A 21,753-nucleotide genomic window follows, 5' to 3' on the forward strand; every position below is an offset into this window, starting at 1 on the left:
TTCAAAAAAGTGTCTCATATTTGCACTCGCAAAACGGAAGTAACCGCGGCGCAGAAAGACAGTTCTTTTGAAATCTATTTGCCTCCATAGCTCAGTTGGCCAGAGCACGTGATTTGTAATCTCGGGGTCGTGGGTTCGAATCCCTCTGGAGGCTCTAATATAAAAGTATCGGGGAGATACCAGAGCGGTCAAATGGGGCTGACTGTAACTCAGCTGCTTCGGCTACGTAGGTTCGAATCCTGCTCTCCCCACTTTTTATATTTAAAATTTGCAAGTTCAAAAATTTATTTTAAATTTGCATCCACGTTTACCAACATTTTTTGGAAACAAAAATTGCGGAAGTAGCTCAGTTGGTAGAGCGTCAGCCTTCCAAGCTGAATGTCGCGGGTTCGACCCCCGTCTTCCGCTCAAGAATCACAAACCTTACGGAATGTGATTTTTTTTTAGGCCGACTTAGCTCAGGGGTAGAGTGCTTCCTTGGTAAGGAAGAGGTCACGGGTTCAAATCCCGTAGTTGGCTCATATAAGATCCTGAAAGAATATTCAGGATTTTTTTTGGAATCATTTTTATGTTGGGTTAATGTAAATTTGCTTCCGGTTTTGCAAAAATAATGAGCAGATATTTTTATTGAATATCATATCGTTAATTTTTATAGAAAATAATTTTTAATATTTAAAAATTCATTATATTTGCAGACCGAAAAAAACAATAGTTAAATAAATTAAATAATAAAATCATGGCAAAGGAAACGTTTAATCGTAACAAACCGCACTTGAACATTGGTACTATTGGTCACGTTGACCATGGTAAAACTACCTTGACTGCTGCTATTACAAAAGTATTATCAGATAAAGGTTTAGCTGAAAAGAAAGACTTCTCTTCTATTGACTCTGCTCCAGAAGAAAAAGAAAGAGGTATTACAATTAATACAGCTCACGTAGAATACGAAACTGAAAACAGACATTACGCTCACGTTGACTGTCCAGGTCACGCGGATTATGTAAAGAACATGGTAACTGGTGCTGCTCAAATGGACGGAGCTATCCTTGTAGTTGCTGCAACAGATGGTCCAATGCCTCAAACTAGAGAGCACATTCTACTTTGTCGTCAGGTAAACGTACCAAGAATCGTTGTTTTCATGAACAAAGTTGACATGGTTGACGATGCTGAGTTATTAGAATTAGTAGAATTGGAAGTTAGAGATCTTCTTTCTTCTTACGAATATGACGGAGATAACTCTCCAGTGATCCAAGGGTCTGCTTTAGGTGGTCTTAACGGTGATGCTAAATGGGTTGAGAAAATCGACGAACTTATGGCAGCTGTTGATAACTGGATCGAATTGCCAGTTAGAGATCAGGATAAGCCATTCTTGATGCCAATCGAAGATGTATTCTCTATTACAGGTAGAGGTACTGTAGCGACTGGTAGAATCGAGGCTGGTGTTATCAACACAGGTGATCCTGTTGATATCGTTGGTATGGGTGATGAAAAATTAACTTCTACAATTACAGGGGTTGAGATGTTCAGAAAAATCCTAGACAGAGGTGAAGCTGGTGATAACGTAGGTCTATTGTTGAGAGGTATTGAAAAGACTGACATCAAGAGAGGTATGGTTATCGCTAAGAAAGATTCTGTGAAGCCACACAAAAAATTCAAAGCTGAGGTTTATATCCTTTCTAAAGAAGAAGGTGGACGTCACACACCTTTCCACAACAAATACCGTCCTCAGTTCTACGTAAGAACTACTGACGTTACAGGTGAGATCTTCTTACCAGAAGGTGTAGAAATGGTAATGCCTGGAGATAACTTGACAATCACTGTAGAATTGTTACAACCAATCGCTCTTAACGTAGGTCTTAGATTTGCGATCAGAGAAGGAGGTAGAACAGTAGGTGCTGGTCAGGTAACTGAAATTCTAGATTAATTCTTAATCAAAATATAAAAGTTCCGTAAGGAAGCTTACGGAACTTTTAAATCTACGGGCATCGTCCAATGGTAGGATACCGGTCTCCAAAACCGTTGATCAGGGTTCGAATCCTTGTGCCCGTGCAAATATAAAATATGAGCTCATTAATTAATTTTTTAAAAGGTTCTTATACAGAATTCAAAGATAAGGTGGAGTGGCCAAAATGGCCGGACTTACAGTCTTCTACTATAGTCGTAGCTGTTACAACTATAATACTTGCTTTATTTACATTTGGAGTAGATTCTTTATTCAGTGTTACTATAAAGAATTTTATTGCGACTTTTATTAATCTATTTAATTAATCCAAAATTACTTTCCTCATGAGCGAATTGAAATGGTATGTGCTGAAAGCTATTAGCGGCCAGGAAAATAAAGTTAAAAACTACATTGAGAACGAAATGAAACGTTTAGGTTTCGAACAATATGTGACTCAGGTGGTGATTCCTATGGAGAAAGTAATACAAATCAGAAATGGTAAGAAAGTTCCAAAAGAGAAGCCTTACTATCCTGGTTATCTTATGGTGGAAGCTAATCTGGTAGGTGAAGTTCCTCACACAATCAAGAATATTCCTGGGGTAATTTCTTTCTTGAGTCTGACAAAAGGAGGAGATCCGGTTCCAATGAGAAAATCTGAAGTCAACAGAATGCTTGGAAGAATGGATGAACTTTCGGAATTTGCTACTGATGTTGAGATCCCATTCATTGTAGGAGAAAATGTTAAAGTTATAGATGGACCTTTCAATGGATTCAACGGGACAGTTGAAAAAATCCTTGAAGATAAGAAAAAAATTGAAGTTTCTGTTCTTATTTTCGGAAGAAAAACGCCAATGGAGTTGAGTTATATGCAGGTAGAAAAAGTATAATTACTTACTAAAAATATTAAAAAGCCTTTCAATTTGTTGAAGGGCTTTTCTATTTTAATAAAATAATCGCTTAAGTTATTGCAGGTTAGAAAATTATTCTTATTTTTGCAACCTGAAAAGTGGGACTGTCTAATGTGAGAATGGATATCCCGCTGAATAATAAATGCTTCCAAACTCATTAATTATTCAAATTTAAACAACAAAAAATGGCTAAAAAAGTCTTTAAAATGGTAAAACTTCAGGTGAAAGGTGGCGCTGCTAACCCTTCTCCACCAGTAGGTCCGGCTTTGGGTTCTGCGGGTGTGAACATCATGGAGTTTTGTAAACAATTTAACGGAAGAACTCAGGATAAGCCTGGGCAGGTTTTGCCAGTAGTTATTACTGTGTACGAAGACAAATCTTTTGAATTCGTAATCAAAACGCCTCCTGCTGCAATCCAGCTGATGGATGCTGCAAAGATCAAAGGAGGTTCCGGTGAACCAAACAGAAACAAAGTAGGTTCTGTATCTTGGGATCAGGTAAAGAAAATCGCGGAAGATAAAATGGCAGACCTTAACTGCTTTACAATGGATTCTGCTCTTTCTATGGTTGCAGGTACTGCTAGATCTATGGGATTGAGAGTAACAGGAACTAAACCAACTAACGCTTAAAACTTAGAGAAATGGCAAAATTAACGAAGAAGCAAAAAGAAGCTTTAAGCAAAGTAGAAAAAAACAAAATTTACAATCTTGACGAAGCATCTGCTTTGGTAAAAGAAGTGAATTTCGCAAAGTTTGACGCATCTGTGGATATCGCTGTCAGACTAGGTGTAGATCCGAGAAAAGCAAACCAAATGGTAAGAGGTGTTGTATCTCTTCCTCACGGTACTGGTAAAGATGTTAAAGTATTGGCATTGGTAACTCCAGATAAAGAAGCTGAAGCTAAAGAAGCTGGCGCTGATTATGTAGGTCTTGATGAATACTTGCAAAAAATCAAAGAAGGTTGGACAGATGTTGACGTTATTGTAACTATGCCAGCTGTAATGGGTAAATTAGGACCATTAGGTAGGGTTTTAGGGCCAAGAGGTTTGATGCCAAATCCTAAGTCTGGAACTGTAACTATGGAAGTTGGTAAGGCTGTAACGGAAGTTAAGTCTGGTAAAATCGACTTCAAAGTAGATAAATATGGTATTATCCACGCAGGAATTGGAAAAGTGTCTTTTGATGCTGCTAAAATTAAGGAAAATGCTCAGGAATTAATCCAGACATTAATCAAGTTGAAGCCGACTGCTGCTAAAGGAACTTATGTGAAGAGTATCTATTTGTCTTCTACAATGAGTCCTGGAATTGCAATTGATACTAAATCTGTTAACTAATTTAAATCCTAAAGACAATGACAAAAGACCAAAAAGTTGTAGCAATACAAGAGATCAAAGATTTGCTTGAGGGTGCAAAAGTAGTTTATGTAGCAGATCTGGAAGGATTGAACGCTGGAAAATCTTCTGATTTCAGAAGACAGGCTTTCAAACAAAATATCAAAGTAAAAGTTGTTAAAAATACACTTTTGCAAAAAGCAATGGAGCAGATTGAAGGTGTAGACTATTCAGAAATGTTTAGTACTTTCAAAGGTAACTCTGCTGTAATGATTTCAGAAACAGCTAACGCTCCTGCAAAATTAATCAAAGACTTCAGAAAGAAAGAAGAAAAGCCGGCTCTTAAGTCTGCTTTTGTTCAGGAAACTTTCTATGTTGGTGACAATAACCTAGAGACTTTGGCTAACATCAAGTCTAGAGAAGAAATGATCGGTGAAATCATCGGATTGCTTCAGTCTCCAATCAGAAACGTTCTTTCTGCGCTACAAAACAAACCGGAAACTGTTGAAGCTAAAGCTGAAGAAGCTGCACCTGCGGTAGAAGAAGCTAAAGAAGAAACTCCGGCAGCAGAAGAAGCTCCAGAAGCATCTGCTGAAAGCACAGAGGAAACTCCAAGTGCTGAATAATTACACTCAAAAAAATAAATAAAACATTCAACAAAAAACATTACAACAATGTCAGAATTAAAAAATTTAGCTGAAACGCTAGTAAACTTAACAGTAAAAGACGTAAACGAATTAGCTGCTATCCTTAAGGATGAGTATGGAATTGAACCAGCTGCTGCTGCAGTAGTAGTTGCTGCAGGTGGTGCAGGTGAAGCTGCTGAAGAAAAAACAGAATTCGATGTAATTCTTAAGTCTGCAGGTGCTTCTAAATTAGCTGTTGTTAAATTGGTAAAAGATTTAACTGGTGCTGGTCTTAAAGAAGCTAAAGATATGGTAGATGGTGCTCCTGCTCCAATCAAGCAAGGTGTTCCAAAAGACGAAGCTGAAGCGCTTAAGAAGCAACTTGAAGAAGCTGGTGCTGAAGTAGAATTGAAGTAATCATTACTCAATAATATCAAAAGCGACAAGTCAACGACTTGTCGCTTTTTTTTATGTTAAATTTTCTTATCATTGGCTCATAAGTAGTTATTTTTATTAATTTTGCAAAGTGAAAAAAAGTTTATTTCCTTTCTGTGAGAAAGTAAAAGATTATGCCAGTATATCATTTAAATGCTGGCAATTTTCTGTTTTACTTACCTTTTTTTCATTTCTTTCTCTTTCTGCTCAGGAAATAAAACATGATGAGTCTGTTCCTACAGCGGGGATTACTATCGTTGGAGACGCCGTTATCTATTCCAAAGATGAAGCCTTCAATGAGCAAATATCAAAAAGCAAAAACTTACAGCAATATTCCAAAGTCATTAAAATTAATGATGATGAAATAAAGATTATTGCAAAAAATTCTGATGTACGGTCTTCTACAAAACAAAACTCCGAAAGAGCTAAATCTGAGAAGAAACTATTAGTTTCTAAGGAAAAAAAGACTACTGAAATACCGGATTTACCTGAAAAAGAAATAGCTCTGAAAATTTCTAATGGTCTTGACGGTAGTCAGTTTCTGACAGGAACCGGTTCGGGAAATATTTCTTTCATATCTCCCAGTAACGATTATCATAGTGCTAAGCACTTTATAATTTATTATGAAAATTATTCGCGTTCATCATTAGACTTCTTATATTCTACCAATTATTTTTTTACAAATGACAGCTGTACATTACAGATTAAACTCGCTGCTTTTTCTGTAAGGCCACCTCCACAGATTTAATTGATCATAAGCTTTTTTACTAAACATTTTCTTTGGGAATAATTTCTCAAAGCAAATTATTCATTTATTAATAATAATCTTTTATGAAAAAATTAAATCTACTTTTAATAGTAGTGGCTTTTTTATTGGGTAATCACTTGCTCTTTTCTCAAGCTGTTGATAGATTGTATTTATCCGTTTCTGCTACCGGTAGGGTATACGATGTTACTGGTGTACCGGCAACATTTCCTGCACCATTAACAACACCTAACTATTCTGGCGGTACTCCGGAAAGAATAAGTAACTTGGCGGTAGGTTATGATACGCCTGCAGGTAACCCTACAGGTTTGGTTTTTATTCATTCCAATACTGCAGCTGGAAGTACAATATATAAAAATACTGTTTCTACAGGTCAGAGTATTCCTGCAGCAGGTCCACTTATTGGTGGTATAGGAACTAATAATGTCCCTAAAACCGATGGAAACCCTTCTGGAGTAACTTATGGTTTTAGTAATACGACTAAAAATTTGTATCAAATTTATCCTACATATTCAAATTTAGGAACTGTAACTGGTGATGCTGCCTGGAATGGAACAGGAGGTAATACTTCAACTATTTGGGCAACAGATACATTTTTTGATTATCAGAACTTTATATATGTTATTTTACAAAATACGACAAACGGTACAACGTTTACGAGATACCTCTATAGAATCGATCCTGTTGCTTTAACTGCTACAAGAGTTACTACCATTACTGGCCCAGTTGGTACATATACAGCTACAACAACTAACAGTAGTAGTACGACCGTAGGTAATGTTAGAGGTTTGGCTTATCTGAATGGATTAGTATATGCGGTTTCGGTAAATAATGATACGCAATTAAATTTCTACAATATTAATATTTCTACAGGTGCCTCAACTTTTTTACGAACGTATACAGGGTTTACTGGCCTTAATGCAACTAATCAGGATTTGGCATCGGTACCATATTATATCCCTTTCATTTTTAATTGTGGTGGCGCATCAATTGTGGAAACTACACCTTTTGTTGCAGGTGTAAGTTCTACGAAAACTCTTAGAGTGCCGATTTCTACAGTTTATGGTCCGGGAACATATAGAATTAATATTTCCGGGACAGATTTTGCGACCAGTTTCACGGATGTTAACGTAACTTCAACTACAACATATATTGATATTCCGGTTACTTATAATGGTACTGGTAGCAATGGTACAAGAACACTTACTTATAATATTAATGGAAGTACAACTACCTGTGATTTTAATGCTGTTATTGAACGTGATCTTGATGGGGACGGTATCCCGGATATACTGGATTTAGATTCTGATAATGATGGTATTCTAGATATTTTCGAATGTCCGGAAAGTGTGGTGGATGTTAATTACAGTGTTGCGGACGGTAATACTTATACTTTTAATGCACCAGCAGCGGATTTAGGTTTTATTTTCGATGTTTATACACTTGATAATTCATTTAATTTGAATATTAATGGTGTTGATCTTTCAACTTCGAAACTAGAGTTTCAGCCGGATCAGACTGATAACGTGAGGTTTGTTGACGGGGCAACTTATGGTAACGGAACTGTTCCTCAGATTTATAACATGACAGGAAATGCTACTAATCCACTTGTTAGAATTATTATTCACAAGAATGGCTCTGTGAGTATGTATGGAAGTAAAACAAGTGGAGGGCAGCTTTACCCTTTACAATTATACAATGGGAATACTTTTAATACAATTACCTGGAACAGAACTGGATCCAACTCTATCGTCCTAAGTCAGTTAGTTGTGGGGCCTACATATATTACAGGTCGTGGAAATGGTGTTAAAAATGGATTCTGCGATCCTGATTCAGATGGGATTTCTAATCAATTTGATGTAGATAGTGATGGTGATGGTTGCCCCGATGCAATCGAAGGCAGTGAAGCTGTTCGTTATGATCAGGTTCATAGATTAACATTGCCTAATACCGACACAAATTATGCTTATCGAGGTCAGATTAAGACTACTTATAATGGTGTGACTACGGGCACGCCAGCTCAGATTATAAGCACATCTGCTTCTTCTAGCGGAGTGCCGCAATTGGTTAATTATGCAAACTACAACTTTAATTCTACTACAAATCCTTCCAATCTGGCTGGTATTGTTGACAATACGGATGGAACATCGGATATAGGGCAAGGTATAGGCACTTCCCAAAATGCGGCAGCTACTGATGCCGAATGTGGAAGATGTTTCCGTCCGGCAACTACATCTGGAACAACTTTGCCAACTAACCACGGAATTACGGCTCTTTCCAGAGCAGGAGGCAATGCAAGTGATTGGCCGACCAAAGTGAACGGTGCTTATACAGCTTTAGATGCAAAAACAAAAGGCTTTGTAATCAATAGAGTTCCGACATCTGCTCTTAGTTCAATTACACCAGTGGTTGGAATGTTGGTGTATGATACAACAGCTAACTGTCTCAAGATGTATGACGGTACAGGATGGTTCTGCTACACAAAACAAACTTGTAACGATTTTAACCAATAAAAAAATATGAAAACATATATAGTATCATTAGTAATATTGATTTCAGGGATTAGCTTTGGCCAGGTCACGATTGGAAAATCAAGTCCTTACACTCCGGCTAATGCAACAGTGTCTTTAGAGTTTGGAAATGCTAGTGGTGGCGCGAGAGGAATAGTTTTACCTTGGGTAACAGCGGCTGCGAATGTGGCATCTGCAGTTCCTGGTACTTTGATTTTCGATAGCAATGATCAGAAAGTTAAATTCGGTACATCCACAACAGCTAATGCAACCACAGTAGCTAGCTGGACGGATTTGTCTGCTGGTGCATATACGCCGATAACAGCTAATGTTCCTGATGCCAATGCTGAAAATTCTGCAGCTAAAACTTTAATCGGAGGTAATCCCGCGACAGATACAACTCCGGGAATATTGGTGTTAGGTGATGCCAATAAAGCGATGGTCTTGCCAAGAGTGAATTCCTACACCGACATCGTCAATCCAACTGCAGGAATGATGGTGTATGTCACAGGAACAACACCTCAGCAATTGGCTGTTTATAATGGTAGAGAATGGTCTTTCTGGACTAAGCCATAAATTTTTAAATCTAAATATTTCTAAACCACTTCTTTGCGAAGTGGTTTTTTTTGTATATATGAATTTTTTTACTTAAATTTGCAGTTCTTTTGGCGCTAATAATTAATATACTGTAATCAATATGTAACTCTTTCATTTTATGAAAGAGGATTTCTTGTTTATATATTTTAATTACGCCTTTAGAAAATAAAAATATTTTGCACTACTCCGTGAAAAGATATACCGGCGTTGCAGTTAGAAATTAGAATCAAGAACAAAGATTCAAGAATCAAGACTTCTTCTGATAGCGCCAAACATCAAAAGTCTTTCTCTTTTTCTTTCTCTTTATCTGGTTTCTGATATTTTTTTTAAACAAAATATTTTTTAACCCTTTTTTCTTATAATTTTATGAGTAAAACACAGGCCGCTCCTAAAGTTCAAGGTAATGAGAGAATTAACTTTTCTTCCGCGAAAGGTAAAATCGAAACACCTGACTTTTTGGACATCCAAATCCAGTCTTTCAAGGAGTTTTTCCAGTTAGACACGCTTCCTGAAGAACGACAAAAAGAATCTCTTTACAAAACGTTTCAGGAAAATTTTCCAATTACAGATTCTAGAAACCAGTTTGTACTTGAGTTTTTAGATTATCTTGTAGACTCTCCACGTTACTCTATTGATGAGTGCGTAGAAAGAGGATTGACTTATTCAGTTCCTCTAAAAGCTAGGCTTAAATTGTATTGTACAGACCCTGAACACGAGGATTTTCAAACTGTGGTTCAGGATGTATATTTAGGTCCGGTTCCTTATATGACACCTTCTGGTTCATTTATTATCAATGGGGCAGAGCGTGTGATCGTAACTCAGTTACACAGATCTCCGGGGGTATTCTTCGGACAGACTTACCACGCCAACGGAACCAAATTGTACTATTCAAGAATTATCCCTTTCAAAGGATCTTGGATGGAATTTACAACCGATATCAACAGCGTTATGTACGCTTATATCGACCGTAAGAAAAAATTACCTTTAACAACATTACTAAGAGCAATCGGTTACGAATCTGATAAAGAGATTCTTCAGATTTTTGACCTGGCAGAAGAAGTGAAAGTTTCTAAAGCGGCTCTTAAAAAAGTAGAAGGTAGAACTTTGGCTGCGAGAGTATTGAACACTTGGTTCGAAGACTTCGTAGACGAGGATACAGGTGAGGTTGTTTCTATCGAAAGAAACGAGATCATCCTAGACAGAGAAACTGTTCTTGAAAAAGAGCACCTTGATATTATTTTGGATTCCGGAGTTAAGTCTATCCTGATTCACAAAGAAAATTCCAACGAATTCTCTATCATCCAGAATACATTACAAAAAGACCCTACGAACTCTGAAAAAGAAGCGGTAGAGTACATCTATCGTCAGTTAAGAAATGCTGATGCGCCGGATGAGGAAACTGCAAGAGGAATCATTGAAAAATTATTCTTCTCCGAGCAGAGATATTCATTAGGTGAAGTTGGTCGTTACAGATTGAACAAAAAATTAGGTCTTAACATTTCTGAAGATAATCAGGTTTTGACGAAAGAAGATATCATCTCTATCGTAAAACATTTGATCGAATTGGTTAACTCTAAGGCTGAAGTTGATGATATCGACCACTTATCAAACAGAAGAATCAAAACTGTTGGTGAGCAATTGTCAGGTCAGTTTGGTGTAGGTCTTTCCAGAATTGCCAGAACAATCAAAGAAAGAATGAACGTTAGAGATAACGAGATCTTTACACCACTTGATTTGGTTAATGCTAAGACATTAACATCAGTGATCAATTCATTCTTCGGAACTAACCAGCTTTCTCAGTTCATGGACCAGACCAACCCGCTTTCAGAAATCACGCACAAGCGTAGACTTTCCGCACTAGGGCCTGGTGGTTTATCAAGAGAAAGAGCAGGTTTTGAGGTTCGAGACGTTCACCACACACACTACGGTAGAATTTGTCCGATCGAAACACCGGAAGGACCAAACATCGGTTTGATCTCTTCTCTAGGTATGTATGCAAAAATCAACAACCTTGGTTTTATCGAGACACCATATAGAAAAGTAGAGGATGGAAAAGTAGATCTTCAGGCTAAACCGATATATCTGAATGCAGAAGATGAAGAAAACCGAGTAATTGCTCAGGCAAACGTAGCTTTGAGTGATGACGGTAACTTCGAAACGGACAGAATTATTGCTCGTTTGGACGGAGATTATCCGGTTGTAGAACCTCAGCAGGTAGATTTGATAGACGTTGCTCCTAACCAGATTTCCGGTATCTCTGCATCATTAATTCCTTTCTTGGAGCATGATGATGCGAACCGTGCATTGATGGGATCTAACATGATGCGTCAGGCCGTTCCATTATTGAAACCTCAGGCGCCAATTGTTGGTACTGGTTTGGAAAAACAAGTCGCAAAAGATTCTAGAATCTTAATCAATGCTGAAGGAAATGGTGTTGTAGAATATGTAGATGCTGAGAGAATTGTAATTAAATACGAAAGAAGCGAGGAAGATGACTTGGTTAACTTCGATTCTGCAACTAAAACTTACAACTTAACTAAGTTCAGAAAAACTAACCAGAGTACAACGATTACATTGAGACCAAACGTAAGAGTTGGTGATACAGTGGAAAAAGGTCAGGTTCTTTGCGACGGTTATGCAACTGAAAACGGAGAATTAGCGCTTGGTAGAAACTTAGTAGTTGCATTCATGCCTTGGAAAGGTTACAACTTCGAGGATGCGATCGTAATCAATGAGAAAGTTGTTCGTGAAGACTGGTTCACTTCTATTCACGTTGATGAATATTCTTTGGAAGTTCGAGATACCAAATTAGGTATGGAAGAATTGACAGCAGATATTCCGAACGTTTCTGAAGAAGCAACTAAAGATCTCGATGAGAACGGTATGATCCGTATCGGTGCAGAAGTGAAGCCTGGTGATATCCTTATCGGGAAAATCACACCTAAAGGTGAATCTGATCCAACGCCGGAAGAGAAACTTCTTAGAGCGATCTTCGGAGACAAAGCTGGTGATGTAAAAGATGCTTCATTGAAGGCGGATTCTTCTCTACGAGGCGTTGTTATCAACAAAAAATTGTTCTCCAGAAACATCAAGGACAAAAAGAAGAGAAGCGAAGAGAAAATCAAGTTGGAGGAAATCGAAAATACTTACAAAAATAAGTTTGACGATTTAAGAAATATTTTGATTGACAAATTGAATACTTTAGTTTCGGGTAAAACTTCTCAAGGTGTGAAAAACGATCTTGATGAAGAAGTAATCGGTAAAGGAACCAAGTTCACTTTGAAGTTGCTTCAGTCTGTTGAAGATTATGTAAACATCAGTGGTTCTGACTGGACTGTTGATGCTGACAAAAATGAATTGATCAAGCAGTTGATCCATAATTATAAAATTAAATACAACGATCTTTCGGGCGTTAAAAACCGTGAGAAGTTTGCATTATCTATCGGAGACGAGTTACCTGCAGGTATTATCAAATTAGCTAAAGTTTACATCGCTAAGAAACGTAAACTGAATGTTGGTGATAAAATGGCTGGTCGTCACGGTAACAAAGGTATCGTTTCAAGAATCGTTCGTGAAGAAGATATGCCGTTCCTTGAGGATGGAACACCAGTAGATATCGTACTTAATCCACTTGGGGTACCTTCTCGTATGAACATCGGGCAGATCTACGAAACTGTTCTTGGATGGGCTGGTAAGCAGTTAGGTTTGAAATTCGCTACACCAATCTTTGACGGTGCTAGCTTAGAACAAATCACTGAATATACAGACCAGGCAGGTCTTCCTAAATTCGGAAACACACACCTTTATGACGGTGGTACAGGTGAGAGATTTACTCAGCCTGCAACGGTTGGTGTGATCTATATGTTGAAGTTAGGACACATGGTAGATGATAAGATGCACGCACGTTCTATCGGACCTTATTCATTAATTACGCAACAGCCATTAGGAGGTAAAGCGCAATTCGGAGGTCAGAGATTTGGAGAGATGGAGGTTTGGGCTCTTGAAGCATTCGGAGCGTCTAATATCCTTAGAGAAATCCTGACAGTGAAGTCGGATGACGTGATTGGTAGAGCAAAAACTTACGAAGCGATTGCAAAAGGTGAAGCAATGCCAGAACCTGGTATTCCGGAATCTTTCAACGTATTACTTCACGAGTTACAAGGTCTTGGACTTGATGTAAGACTTGAAGAATAATTTTAAATTTTAAATGATGAATTTTAGATGGTCTTAGTTTCTGTGCATTAGCATTTGATCTAAAATCTAAAATCTAAAATCTAAAATCTGATCAAAAAATGTCAAATAAAAATAAAACAAGTCGATTTAATAAAATCACTATTGGTTTAGCTTCACCAGAATCCATTCTTCAGGAATCGAGAGGAGAAGTTCTAAAACCGGAAACGATCAACTATCGTACGCACAAGCCGGAAAGAGACGGTTTGTTCTGCGAGAAGATCTTTGGTCCTGTAAAAGACTACGAATGTGCTTGTGGAAAATACAAAAGAATCCGTTACAAAGGGATTGTTTGTGATAGATGTGGGGTAGAAGTTACAGAGAAAAAAGTACGTAGAGAGAGAATTGGACACATCAACCTTGTTGTGCCTGTGGCTCACATCTGGTATTTCCGTTCTTTACCGAACAAAATTGGTTATCTGTTAGGAATTCCTTCCAAGAAATTGGATATGATTATCTACTACGAGAGATATGTAGTGATTCAGCAAGGTATTGCTAAGAAAGCAGACGGTTCAGATTTCGATGATAAAGAATTCCTGACAGAAGAAGAATATCTGGATGTTCTGGAGACACTTCCTGTAGAGAATCAATATCTTGATGATTCTGATCCGAATAAATTCGTTGCTAAAATGGGAGCGGAAGCGGTTGAAGAATTGCTGAGAAGAATCGATCTTGATTCATTATCATTCGATTTGAGACACAAAGCTCACAACGAGTCTTCTAAACAAAGAAGAACAGAGGCTCTTAAGAGACTTAATGTTGTAGAAGCGCTTAGAGCGGCTAATACAAGAATGATCAACCGTCCGGAATGGATGATTATGAGAGTTCTTCCTATCATACCACCAGAACTAAGACCATTGGTTCCATTGGACGGAGGACGTTTCGCAACTTCTGACCTTAATGACCTTTATAGAAGAGTTATTATCAGAAACAACCGTTTGAAGAGATTATTGGAGATCAAAGCTCCTGAAGTAATCTTGAGAAATGAGAAGCGTATGCTTCAGGAATCAGTAGATTCATTGTTTGATAACACCAGAAAGTCTTCTGCTGTTAAGTCGGAGTCCAACAGACCATTGAAATCACTTTCTGATTCATTGAAAGGTAAGCAAGGTCGTTTCCGTCAGAACTTATTAGGAAAAAGGGTAGATTACTCAGCGCGTTCGGTTATTGTTGTAGGTCCTAGCTTACAATTGCACGAGTGTGGTCTTCCAAAAGATATGGCTGCTGAGCTTTACAAACCGTTTATCATTAGAAAACTAATTGAGAGAGGAATTGTAAAAACGGTGAAGTCAGCTAAGAGAATCATCGACAGAAAAGAGCCTGTAGTTTATGATATCCTTGAAAACGTGATGAAAGGTCACCCGGTTCTTCTGAACAGAGCACCTACGCTTCACAGATTGGGTATCCAGGCCTTCCAGCCTAAGATGATTGAAGGTAAAGCGATCCAACTTCACCCATTGGTAACAACGGCTTTCAACGCCGATTTCGATGGTGACCAGATGGCGGTTCACTTACCATTAGGACCAGAAGCAATTTTGGAAGCTCAGTTATTAATGTTAGGTTCTCAGAATATCCTGAACCCGGCAAACGGTTCTCCAATTACGGTACCTTCTCAGGACATGGTTTTGGGTTTGTATTTTATGACCAAAGAAGCTCATTCTACTGAGGATTACAAAGTAAAAGGTGAAGGTCTGGCTTTCTATTCTCCGGAAGAAGTTGAGATTGCTTATGCAGAAGGGCAAGTGTCTCTTAACGCAAAAGTAAGATGTCGTCTTCCAATCAAAGAGAACGGAGAGATTGTGACTAAATTAACGAACACAACTGTTGGTAGAATCTTGTTCAACCAGATTGTACCTGCGCAAGTTGGATATGTGGACGAGTTATTGACTAAGAAATCTCTTAGAAATGTAATTGGTCAGATCCTTGCGGATACAGATTTCCCAACGACGGTTAAGTTCTTGGATGATATGAAAAACCTTGGATATGCTAACGCATTCAAAGGAGGTCTTTCATTCAGTCTTGGAGATATCGTGATCCCTGCGGAGAAAAAAGCAATGATTGCTCAGGCTGTAGAGAATGTTGATGAGATCAAGGCTAACTATAACATGGGTCTTATTACAGATACAGAACGTTATAATCAGGTAATCGACGTTTGGACTAATACCAATGCAGGTCTTACTGAAATGATTATGAGCAGAATGAAGTCTGACCAAGGCGGATTCAACTCTGTATTTATGATGCTTGATTCTGGTGCGAGGGGTTCTAAGGAACAGATCCGTCAGTTATCCGGTATGAGAGGATTGATGGCAAAACCACAAAAAGCTGGTTCTGTTGGAGCAGAGATCATCGAAAACCCGATCGTTGCCAACTTTAAAGAAGGTTTATCGATCTTGGAATACTTTATCTCTACCCACGGTGCTCGTAAAGGTCTTGCAGATACCGCTCTTAAAACGGCCGATGCTGGTTACTTGACCAGAAGATTGGTAGACGTTGCACAGGACGTTATCATTACGGAAGACGACTGTGGAACATTGAGAGGGACAGAAGTGACTGCACTTAAGAAAAACGATGATATCGTAGAAAGAATCTCTGATAGAATCCTTGGTAGAGTTTCTCTTCACAATATTTACCACCCGGAAACGGATGAATTGTTGGCTAACGCTGATGAATTAATCGTTGAAGCGGTTGCTAAGCAAATCGAGGATGCTGGAATCGAAGCTGTTGAAGTTCGTTCTCCATTAACTTGCGAAGCTAAAAAAGGTATCTGTGCTAAGTGTTACGGACGTAACCTTGCAACAGGAAAAGGAATCCATATGGGAGAAGCTGTTGGTGTAATCGCTGCGCAGTCTATTGGTGAGCCGGGAACTCAGTTAACACTAAGAACTTTCCACCAAGGGGGTACTGCAGGTAACATCTCAGAAAATCCAAGTATTGTTGCAAAACGTGACGGTATTGTTGAGATGGATGAAGTTAGAACTATTAAGTCTGAAGATGAAGAAGGTAACTCAGCGGATATCGTTGTTTCCCGTTCAACAGAATTCAGATTAGTTGCCGATAACGAAGCCAGAACACCGATCATGGTAGCTAACGTTCCTTATGGATCTGTATTGTCTGTATCGCCGGGTGATAAAGTGAAAAAAGGTGATCTTATCGCAAGATGGGATCCGTATAACGCGGTTATCATTGCAGAAACTTCCGGTAAGGTTGAATATGAAGATATCATCCAGGGTGTTTCCTTCCAATTGGAGATCGACGAACAAACAGGTTTCGAAGAGAAAGTAATCTCTGAATCCAGAAATAAGAAAGCCGTACCTACTTTGAAAGTGGTAGATTCTAAAGGTGTTGAGCAAAAAGCTTACAACTTACCGGTAGGAGCCCACCTTATGGTAAACGATGGTGAAAAAATCAAGGCTGGTAAAGTCCTGATCAAGATCCCAAGAAAATCTGCAAAAGCAGGGGATATCACGGGAGGTCTTCCAAGAGTTACCGAATTATTCGAAGCAAGAAATCCTTCTAACCCAGCGGTAGTAACCGAGATTGATGGAGTTGTTTCTTACGGTAAAATCAAGAGAGGTAACCGTGAATTGATCGTAGAGGCTAAAACCGGAGAGATCAAGAAATATCTAGTGAAATTATCAAACCAGATTTTGGTACAGGAAAATGACTTCGTTTATGCTGGTGATCCATTGTCTGACGGTTCTATCACACCGGACGATATCTTGAGAATCAAAGGTCCAACTGCGGTTCAGGAATACTTGGTTAACGAGATCCAAGAGGTTTACCGTTTACAAGGGGTGAAGATTGATGATAAGCATTTCGAGATTATTGTTCGTCAGATGATGACAAAAGTTGAGATTGTTGATGGAGGAGATACTCAGTTCCTGGAAGGTGCGCTTGAGCACAAATATGATTTCTTGGAAGAGAACAACAGAGTTTTCGGACTGAAGGTTGTTGTAGAGCCGGGAGATTCTAAGGTTTTCAAAGCGGGACAAATGATTACTGCAAGAGAACTGAGAGACGAGAACTCGAAGCTGAAGAGAGAAGATCAAGCTCTAGTTGAAGTAAGAGAGGCGCTTCCTGCAACGGCTACACCTGTATTACAAGGTATTACAAGAGCAGCGTTACAGACTAAGTCATTTATGTCGGCAGCGTCATTCCAGGAAACAACCAAGGTTCTTAATGAAGCGGCGGTTTCCGGAAAAATCGACTTCTTGAATGGTCTTAAAGAAAACGTAATTGTAGGACACAGAATCCCTGCAGGTACAGGTCTCAAAGATTATCAAAACGTCATCGTAGGTTCTAGAAAAGAATTCGAAGATATTAACTAATAAATTCATTTGAAATTTGAGGTTTGAAATTATTTTTTATATTTTCACAATCTCAAATTTCAAATTTTAAACAAAATAAATTAAACAAAATGGACAACAACCAAAATCAAGATCCAAACAACATCAATATTGAGCTTAATGAAATGGTAGCTGCTGGTGTTTATGCTAACTTAGCTTTAGTAAACCACTCACCATCAGAATTTGTTTTGGATTTTATCCAATTGATGCCAGGTGTACAGCAGGCTAAAGTAAGAAGCAGAGTTATCGTTGCTCCGCTTCACGCTAAAAGAGTTTTAGCTGCACTTCAACAGAATATTGCTAACTATGAGCAACAATTCGGAGAGATCAAAGAAGTTGAACCTTTCGTATTAGGAGGTAACAACGTTCAGGCTTAAGATATTTCTCTTAACATATCAATCCCGATTCTCACAAGAGTCGGGATTTTATTTTTAAATCACCATGCTAATAAAGCTGTTTTTGCAAATAAATTAGGACTAAAAATCTGTGCGATTTGCTAAATCTGCGAGAATTTCAATATTCAATTCAAGATAAAAAGCTTAAAAACTAATCAGCCTATCGATGGGAAACTGATGGTTGTGAAACCATTTTTAAGTCTAAAAAGTAACTTCTAGATATTAAAAAAATGGACTTCTGCAAGTCCGATGGATAGGGTGTTCCCAAGGGTGCCTCAAAACGCACGTGCCTTTTCATCAAAACGCACGTATCTTTTAATTAAAACGTACGTGTCTTTTTAGCAAAACATACGGAGGTTTTTTTAAGATGCTTTAGTCTTGTCTAAGTTTTGACCTGAGAAATCCTCTAAAACTAAAAGAGAGAACACCAGCAGATGTCCTCTCTTTTTTATTTTTGAATTGAATTAAAATTAATTCTTCAGGCTTTTCATATCGATAACGAATCTGTACTTCACATCACTTTTTAGCATCCTTTCGTAAGCATTGTTGATGTCCTGTATATTGATGATTTCGATGTCAGAAACAATGTTTTTCTCACCACAGAAATCCAGCATCTCCTGTGTTTCTTTGATACCGCCAATCAATGAACCTGCAACAGAGCGTCTTTTATAAATCATCGGTCTTGTACTTACAGCATCATTCTCAAACTCGCCAATGAAGCCAACCAGAACTAAAGTTCCGTTTACAGTCAAAGTCTGCATATAAGGATTGATGTCGTGCTCATAAGGAACAGTATCGATAATCAAATCAAATTTATTGGAAACGGATTTCATCTGCTCCTCGTCTGTTGAGATGACCACATGGTCGGTTCCCAGGGCTTTTGCATCTTCCGTCTTTCCGGGAGTTCTGGAGAACAAGGTCACTTCTGCGCCCAAGCCTTTTGCCAGTTTGATAGCCATATGGCCTAATCCACCCAAACCTACAACTGCAACTTTAGAGTTTTCTGTCACGTTCCAGTGTTTAAGAGGGGACCAGGTTGTAATACCAGCACAAAGAAGTGGTGCAGCGGCTGCCATGTCCAGATTTTCCGGAAGTCTCAGGACAAAATGCTCATCAACTACCACAGACTCAGAATAGCCACCAAAAGTTCTGGTCTCTTCAAAATATTTATCTTTTCCGTTATAAGTTCCCGTGAATCCTTTTTCACAGAATTGTTCTAAATCCTGCTCGCAGCTGTGGCAAGTTCTGCAAGAATCTACCATACAACCTACAGCAACAAGATCTCCAATTTTGAACTTGGTAACTTCTGATCCGACTTGCAATACCTTTCCGACAATCTCGTGACCTGGAACTGCCGGATAAACAGTGCCGCCCCAATCGTTTCTTGCGGTGTGAAGATCAGAATGGCAAACACCACAATAGTAAATGTCGATTTCTATGTCTTTTGGCTGGACTTCTCTTCTTTCTATGGTTAATAATTCCAGATCATTTTCGGCAGCCTGTGTTCCGAAAGCTTTTATTGTGCTTGTTTTCATTTATTTTAAATATTTTTACGTTATAATTTAATTGATGAGGTTATTTGTTAACAGGTATTATCCTGTTTTTATTAATGTTTATACGGTTTGGATTTTGTATCTATTATTTTTTGCCAGTTTTCGTTATTCGCCTGCCGTCTTGTTTGAAATAAAAACTGTTCCATTTGAAACAATAAATGAATATTCAACAAAAGTTATTTTATGGAATAAAACGCAAGCTTTTGAAAATATTTTTGGAAATATTATTTTATTTATTCCCTATGGCTTTCTTGGGATTCTATATCCAAAACTGAATCAATTCAAATGGTTGTTACTTGCATTTTTTATAATAATCAATATCATCGAGTTTTCTCAATATTTTTTCAAAAGAGGTTATGCTGATATTGACGATGTTATTCTCAATACTTCAGGAGCAATCATTGGGTTTGTCATTTATAAGAAGTGGTTTTACATTAAGGACAAATAACTTTCATCTCCGTTCTTCTGTTTAACTGATGCTGTTCCTCTGTACAATCTACGCCATTGCTACATTTGTTCAGAAGTTTTGTTTCGCCATAACCAATGGGCTTTAAACGGATTTTATTAATTCCTTTCGAGACCAGATAATCTACTGCTGCATTGGCTCGATTCTGAGAAAGCGTTTTATTATAATCATCAGAAGCCCGCGAGTCTGTGTGAGACGATAATTCTACATTGATTTTTGGATTATCTTTCATAAACTGAACCAATTTGTTAAGCTCAGCTTTTGCCTCTTCACGGATAAAAAATTTATCCAAATCATAGTGGATATTCTTCAGGTTAATTGGCTTTCCACAAGTTGTTTCCTCCATACAAACCTGGAGATTAAGAAAAAGCGTATCGCTTCTGTTCACTTTTTGGGAAGTGACAGTTTCTGTCTGAGAAAAGTAATTTCCTTTTTTGCCATAGATGTTATAAGTCGAATTCTTATCTGCTTTGAAATAGAATTTTCCATCAATATCGGTTTTCATCTCGTGGTAGATATCCGTTTCATTATTCCTTATAACGACTGTTACATCTCTCAAAGGATTTTTAGAATTGCAGATATTAACCTGCCCCTTCACAAAGAATGTTTCCGGATCTGTAGAGATCTCTTTCTTGATTGTGGAATTTTTTACAAACTCATTTTTAGCGGCTTTGTTTGAAATGAGGTCAATATTATAAAGGCTTCCTTTGATTTCGTAATTGTCAGGCTTAATATTTTTAAAGAAAGCCACACCCTGTGAGTTGGTTCTCGCAAAGTAGGCTCGTTTTCCGTTTTTATAAAGCTCTACAAAAGTATCGGGTAATACCAACCCGGTTTCCTTATCTTTGGCAATCACGGATAGTCCATAATCAGGATTGGAACCACCAGTGGGAATTCTAAAAGTTAGTCCCGCAAAAACGCCAACTGAATGGATCTCGTGATCAAGACTGTTATTTCTTATTTCAGAAGCTGATGGATTAATATGATATTGATTATTACTTTCGGAAAAAGGTATATATCCGGAAACAGAATTGTTATTAATCTGATCTTTAGCTTGGAAGTGTTGTATATAATAACCACCAACATTCAACCCAACATATTCTGAAAAAAACCAGTTCAATTCAACCTGTCCTTTTCCGGTTAGGATATTTTTTTCATTGTAGCCATTGTGATAATTAAGATGGTAAGAATTCGAAACTAAGGATGTTTCTCCACCTTTGATATTAGAGATTCCACCTTTTAATTTAAAGGCTAAACTTAAGTTGTCATTAATAATATATCTGAAGTTTGGCCCAATTCCCAGGAAGTATCTTTCGACCTTATTTTCCTTTAAATTAATATTAGAAAGAGGAGCCGATCCATTATAAAGATTCTCAGTTGGATAGGTGTTTTTTGTAGTGTTTCTTAGATAATCGAAATCAACGCCTAATCCAATCCAATTGAAATAGAAATCAACGGAAGCTCCCAGATTTATACTGTATTTGTAATCAATAAATTGGGTTTGATTATCGTAAGAAGGGAAATCCAGTCCGCCTCGTAATGATGCAGTCAGTTGATGGTTGTCATATAGAGTATTTCTAAATTGACAATTAATAATCTGGCAGAAAATGATAAAAACTAAAGTAATTAATTTTCTCATAATTTAAATT

At 37.9% G+C, this 21,753-nt stretch carries 16 protein-coding genes and 5 tRNA genes; 19 read left to right on the forward strand and 2 right to left on the reverse strand.

From position 1 onward, the window contains the following. Positions 1 to 80 precede the first annotated feature (80 nt). The 18 genes from AC5P2S_RS03875 (at position 81) to AC5P2S_RS03960 (ending at position 18,067) form a co-directional block, all read left to right on the forward strand. Positions 81 to 154 (forward strand) — tRNA-Thr (locus AC5P2S_RS03875). 16 nt (positions 155 to 170) lie between these two features. Further along, positions 171 to 251 (forward strand) — tRNA-Tyr (locus tag AC5P2S_RS03880). Between the two features lie 84 nt (positions 252 to 335). Next, positions 336 to 408 (forward strand) — tRNA-Gly (locus AC5P2S_RS03885). 39 nt (positions 409 to 447) lie between these two features. After that, positions 448 to 519 (forward strand) — tRNA-Thr (locus AC5P2S_RS03890). Between the two features lie 217 nt (positions 520 to 736). Next, positions 737 to 1,924 (forward strand): elongation factor Tu, encoded by a 1,188-nt coding sequence (gene tuf / locus AC5P2S_RS03895; RefSeq protein WP_283416448.1) that lies wholly within the window; start codon positions 737 to 739, stop codon positions 1,922 to 1,924. Between the two features lie 54 nt (positions 1,925 to 1,978). Then, positions 1,979 to 2,049, forward strand: a tRNA-Trp gene (locus AC5P2S_RS03900). 12 nt (positions 2,050 to 2,061) lie between these two features. After that, a complete protein-coding gene (gene secE / locus AC5P2S_RS03905) occupies positions 2,062 to 2,268 on the forward strand; it encodes a preprotein translocase subunit SecE (protein ID WP_283416449.1) in 207 nt (68 codons plus the stop codon). Between the two features lie 18 nt (positions 2,269 to 2,286). Next, positions 2,287 to 2,829 carry a transcription termination/antitermination protein NusG gene (gene nusG / locus AC5P2S_RS03910; protein WP_283416450.1) on the forward strand — a complete coding sequence of 181 codons (543 nt, stop codon included), beginning with the start codon at positions 2,287 to 2,289 and terminating at the stop codon, positions 2,827 to 2,829. A 206-nt stretch (positions 2,830 to 3,035) separates the two neighbouring features. After that, positions 3,036 to 3,479 (forward strand): 50S ribosomal protein L11, encoded by a 444-nt coding sequence (gene rplK / locus AC5P2S_RS03915; protein WP_089796334.1) that lies wholly within the window; start codon positions 3,036 to 3,038, stop codon positions 3,477 to 3,479. A gap of 11 nt (positions 3,480 to 3,490) precedes the next feature. After that, complete coding sequence (gene rplA, locus AC5P2S_RS03920) at positions 3,491 to 4,183, forward strand: 50S ribosomal protein L1 (protein ID WP_283416451.1); 693 nt, start codon at positions 3,491 to 3,493, stop codon at positions 4,181 to 4,183. 17 nt (positions 4,184 to 4,200) lie between these two features. After that, on the forward strand, positions 4,201 to 4,806 hold the full coding sequence (gene rplJ / locus AC5P2S_RS03925) for a 50S ribosomal protein L10 (protein ID WP_283416452.1): 606 nt from the start codon (positions 4,201 to 4,203) through the stop codon (positions 4,804 to 4,806). Positions 4,807 to 4,854: 48 nt separating this feature from the next. Then, entirely contained in the window at positions 4,855 to 5,223 is a 369-nt protein-coding gene (gene rplL / locus AC5P2S_RS03930) for a 50S ribosomal protein L7/L12 (RefSeq protein ID WP_283416453.1), read from the forward strand. A 109-nt stretch (positions 5,224 to 5,332) separates the two neighbouring features. Continuing rightward, complete coding sequence (locus tag AC5P2S_RS03935) at positions 5,333 to 5,989, forward strand: hypothetical protein (protein WP_494556292.1); 657 nt, start codon at positions 5,333 to 5,335, stop codon at positions 5,987 to 5,989. 83 nt (positions 5,990 to 6,072) lie between these two features. After that, positions 6,073 to 8,520 (forward strand): phage tail-like protein, encoded by a 2,448-nt coding sequence (locus AC5P2S_RS03940; protein WP_494556293.1) that lies wholly within the window; start codon positions 6,073 to 6,075, stop codon positions 8,518 to 8,520. A gap of 6 nt (positions 8,521 to 8,526) precedes the next feature. After that, positions 8,527 to 9,093, forward strand: a complete 567-nt coding sequence (locus AC5P2S_RS03945; protein ID WP_494556294.1) for a phage tail-like protein — start codon at positions 8,527 to 8,529, stop codon at positions 9,091 to 9,093. Between the two features lie 387 nt (positions 9,094 to 9,480). Further along, positions 9,481 to 13,308, forward strand: coding sequence for a DNA-directed RNA polymerase subunit beta (gene rpoB / locus AC5P2S_RS03950; protein WP_494556295.1), 3,828 nt, complete (start codon positions 9,481 to 9,483; stop codon positions 13,306 to 13,308). Positions 13,309 to 13,406: 98 nt separating this feature from the next. Further along, entirely contained in the window at positions 13,407 to 17,672 is a 4,266-nt protein-coding gene (rpoC, locus tag AC5P2S_RS03955) for a DNA-directed RNA polymerase subunit beta' (RefSeq protein WP_283416458.1), read from the forward strand. 89 nt (positions 17,673 to 17,761) lie between these two features. Beyond that, positions 17,762 to 18,067, forward strand: a complete 306-nt coding sequence (locus AC5P2S_RS03960; protein ID WP_283416459.1) for a DUF3467 domain-containing protein — start codon at positions 17,762 to 17,764, stop codon at positions 18,065 to 18,067. A gap of 488 nt (positions 18,068 to 18,555) precedes the next feature. On the opposite strand, the gene AC5P2S_RS03965 is transcribed toward AC5P2S_RS03960, so the two are convergent. Then, positions 18,556 to 19,620 carry an NAD(P)-dependent alcohol dehydrogenase gene (locus tag AC5P2S_RS03965; RefSeq protein WP_494556296.1) on the reverse strand — a complete coding sequence of 355 codons (1,065 nt, stop codon included), beginning with the start codon at positions 19,618 to 19,620 and terminating at the stop codon, positions 18,556 to 18,558. 34 nt (positions 19,621 to 19,654) lie between these two features. Here AC5P2S_RS03965 and AC5P2S_RS03970 point away from each other — a divergent pair, with 34 nt between their 5' ends. After that, positions 19,655 to 20,086, forward strand: a complete 432-nt coding sequence (locus AC5P2S_RS03970) for a VanZ family protein (protein WP_494556297.1) — start codon at positions 19,655 to 19,657, stop codon at positions 20,084 to 20,086. On the opposite strand, the gene AC5P2S_RS03975 is transcribed toward AC5P2S_RS03970, so the two are convergent. Next, positions 20,073 to 21,743 carry an OmpA family protein gene (locus tag AC5P2S_RS03975; RefSeq protein WP_494556298.1) on the reverse strand — a complete coding sequence of 557 codons (1,671 nt, stop codon included), beginning with the start codon at positions 21,741 to 21,743 and terminating at the stop codon, positions 20,073 to 20,075. The genes AC5P2S_RS03970 and AC5P2S_RS03975 overlap by 14 nt on opposite strands. Positions 21,744 to 21,753: the final 10 nt, after the last annotated feature.

Source organism: Epilithonimonas sp. 33E (genome assembly GCF_059372615.1).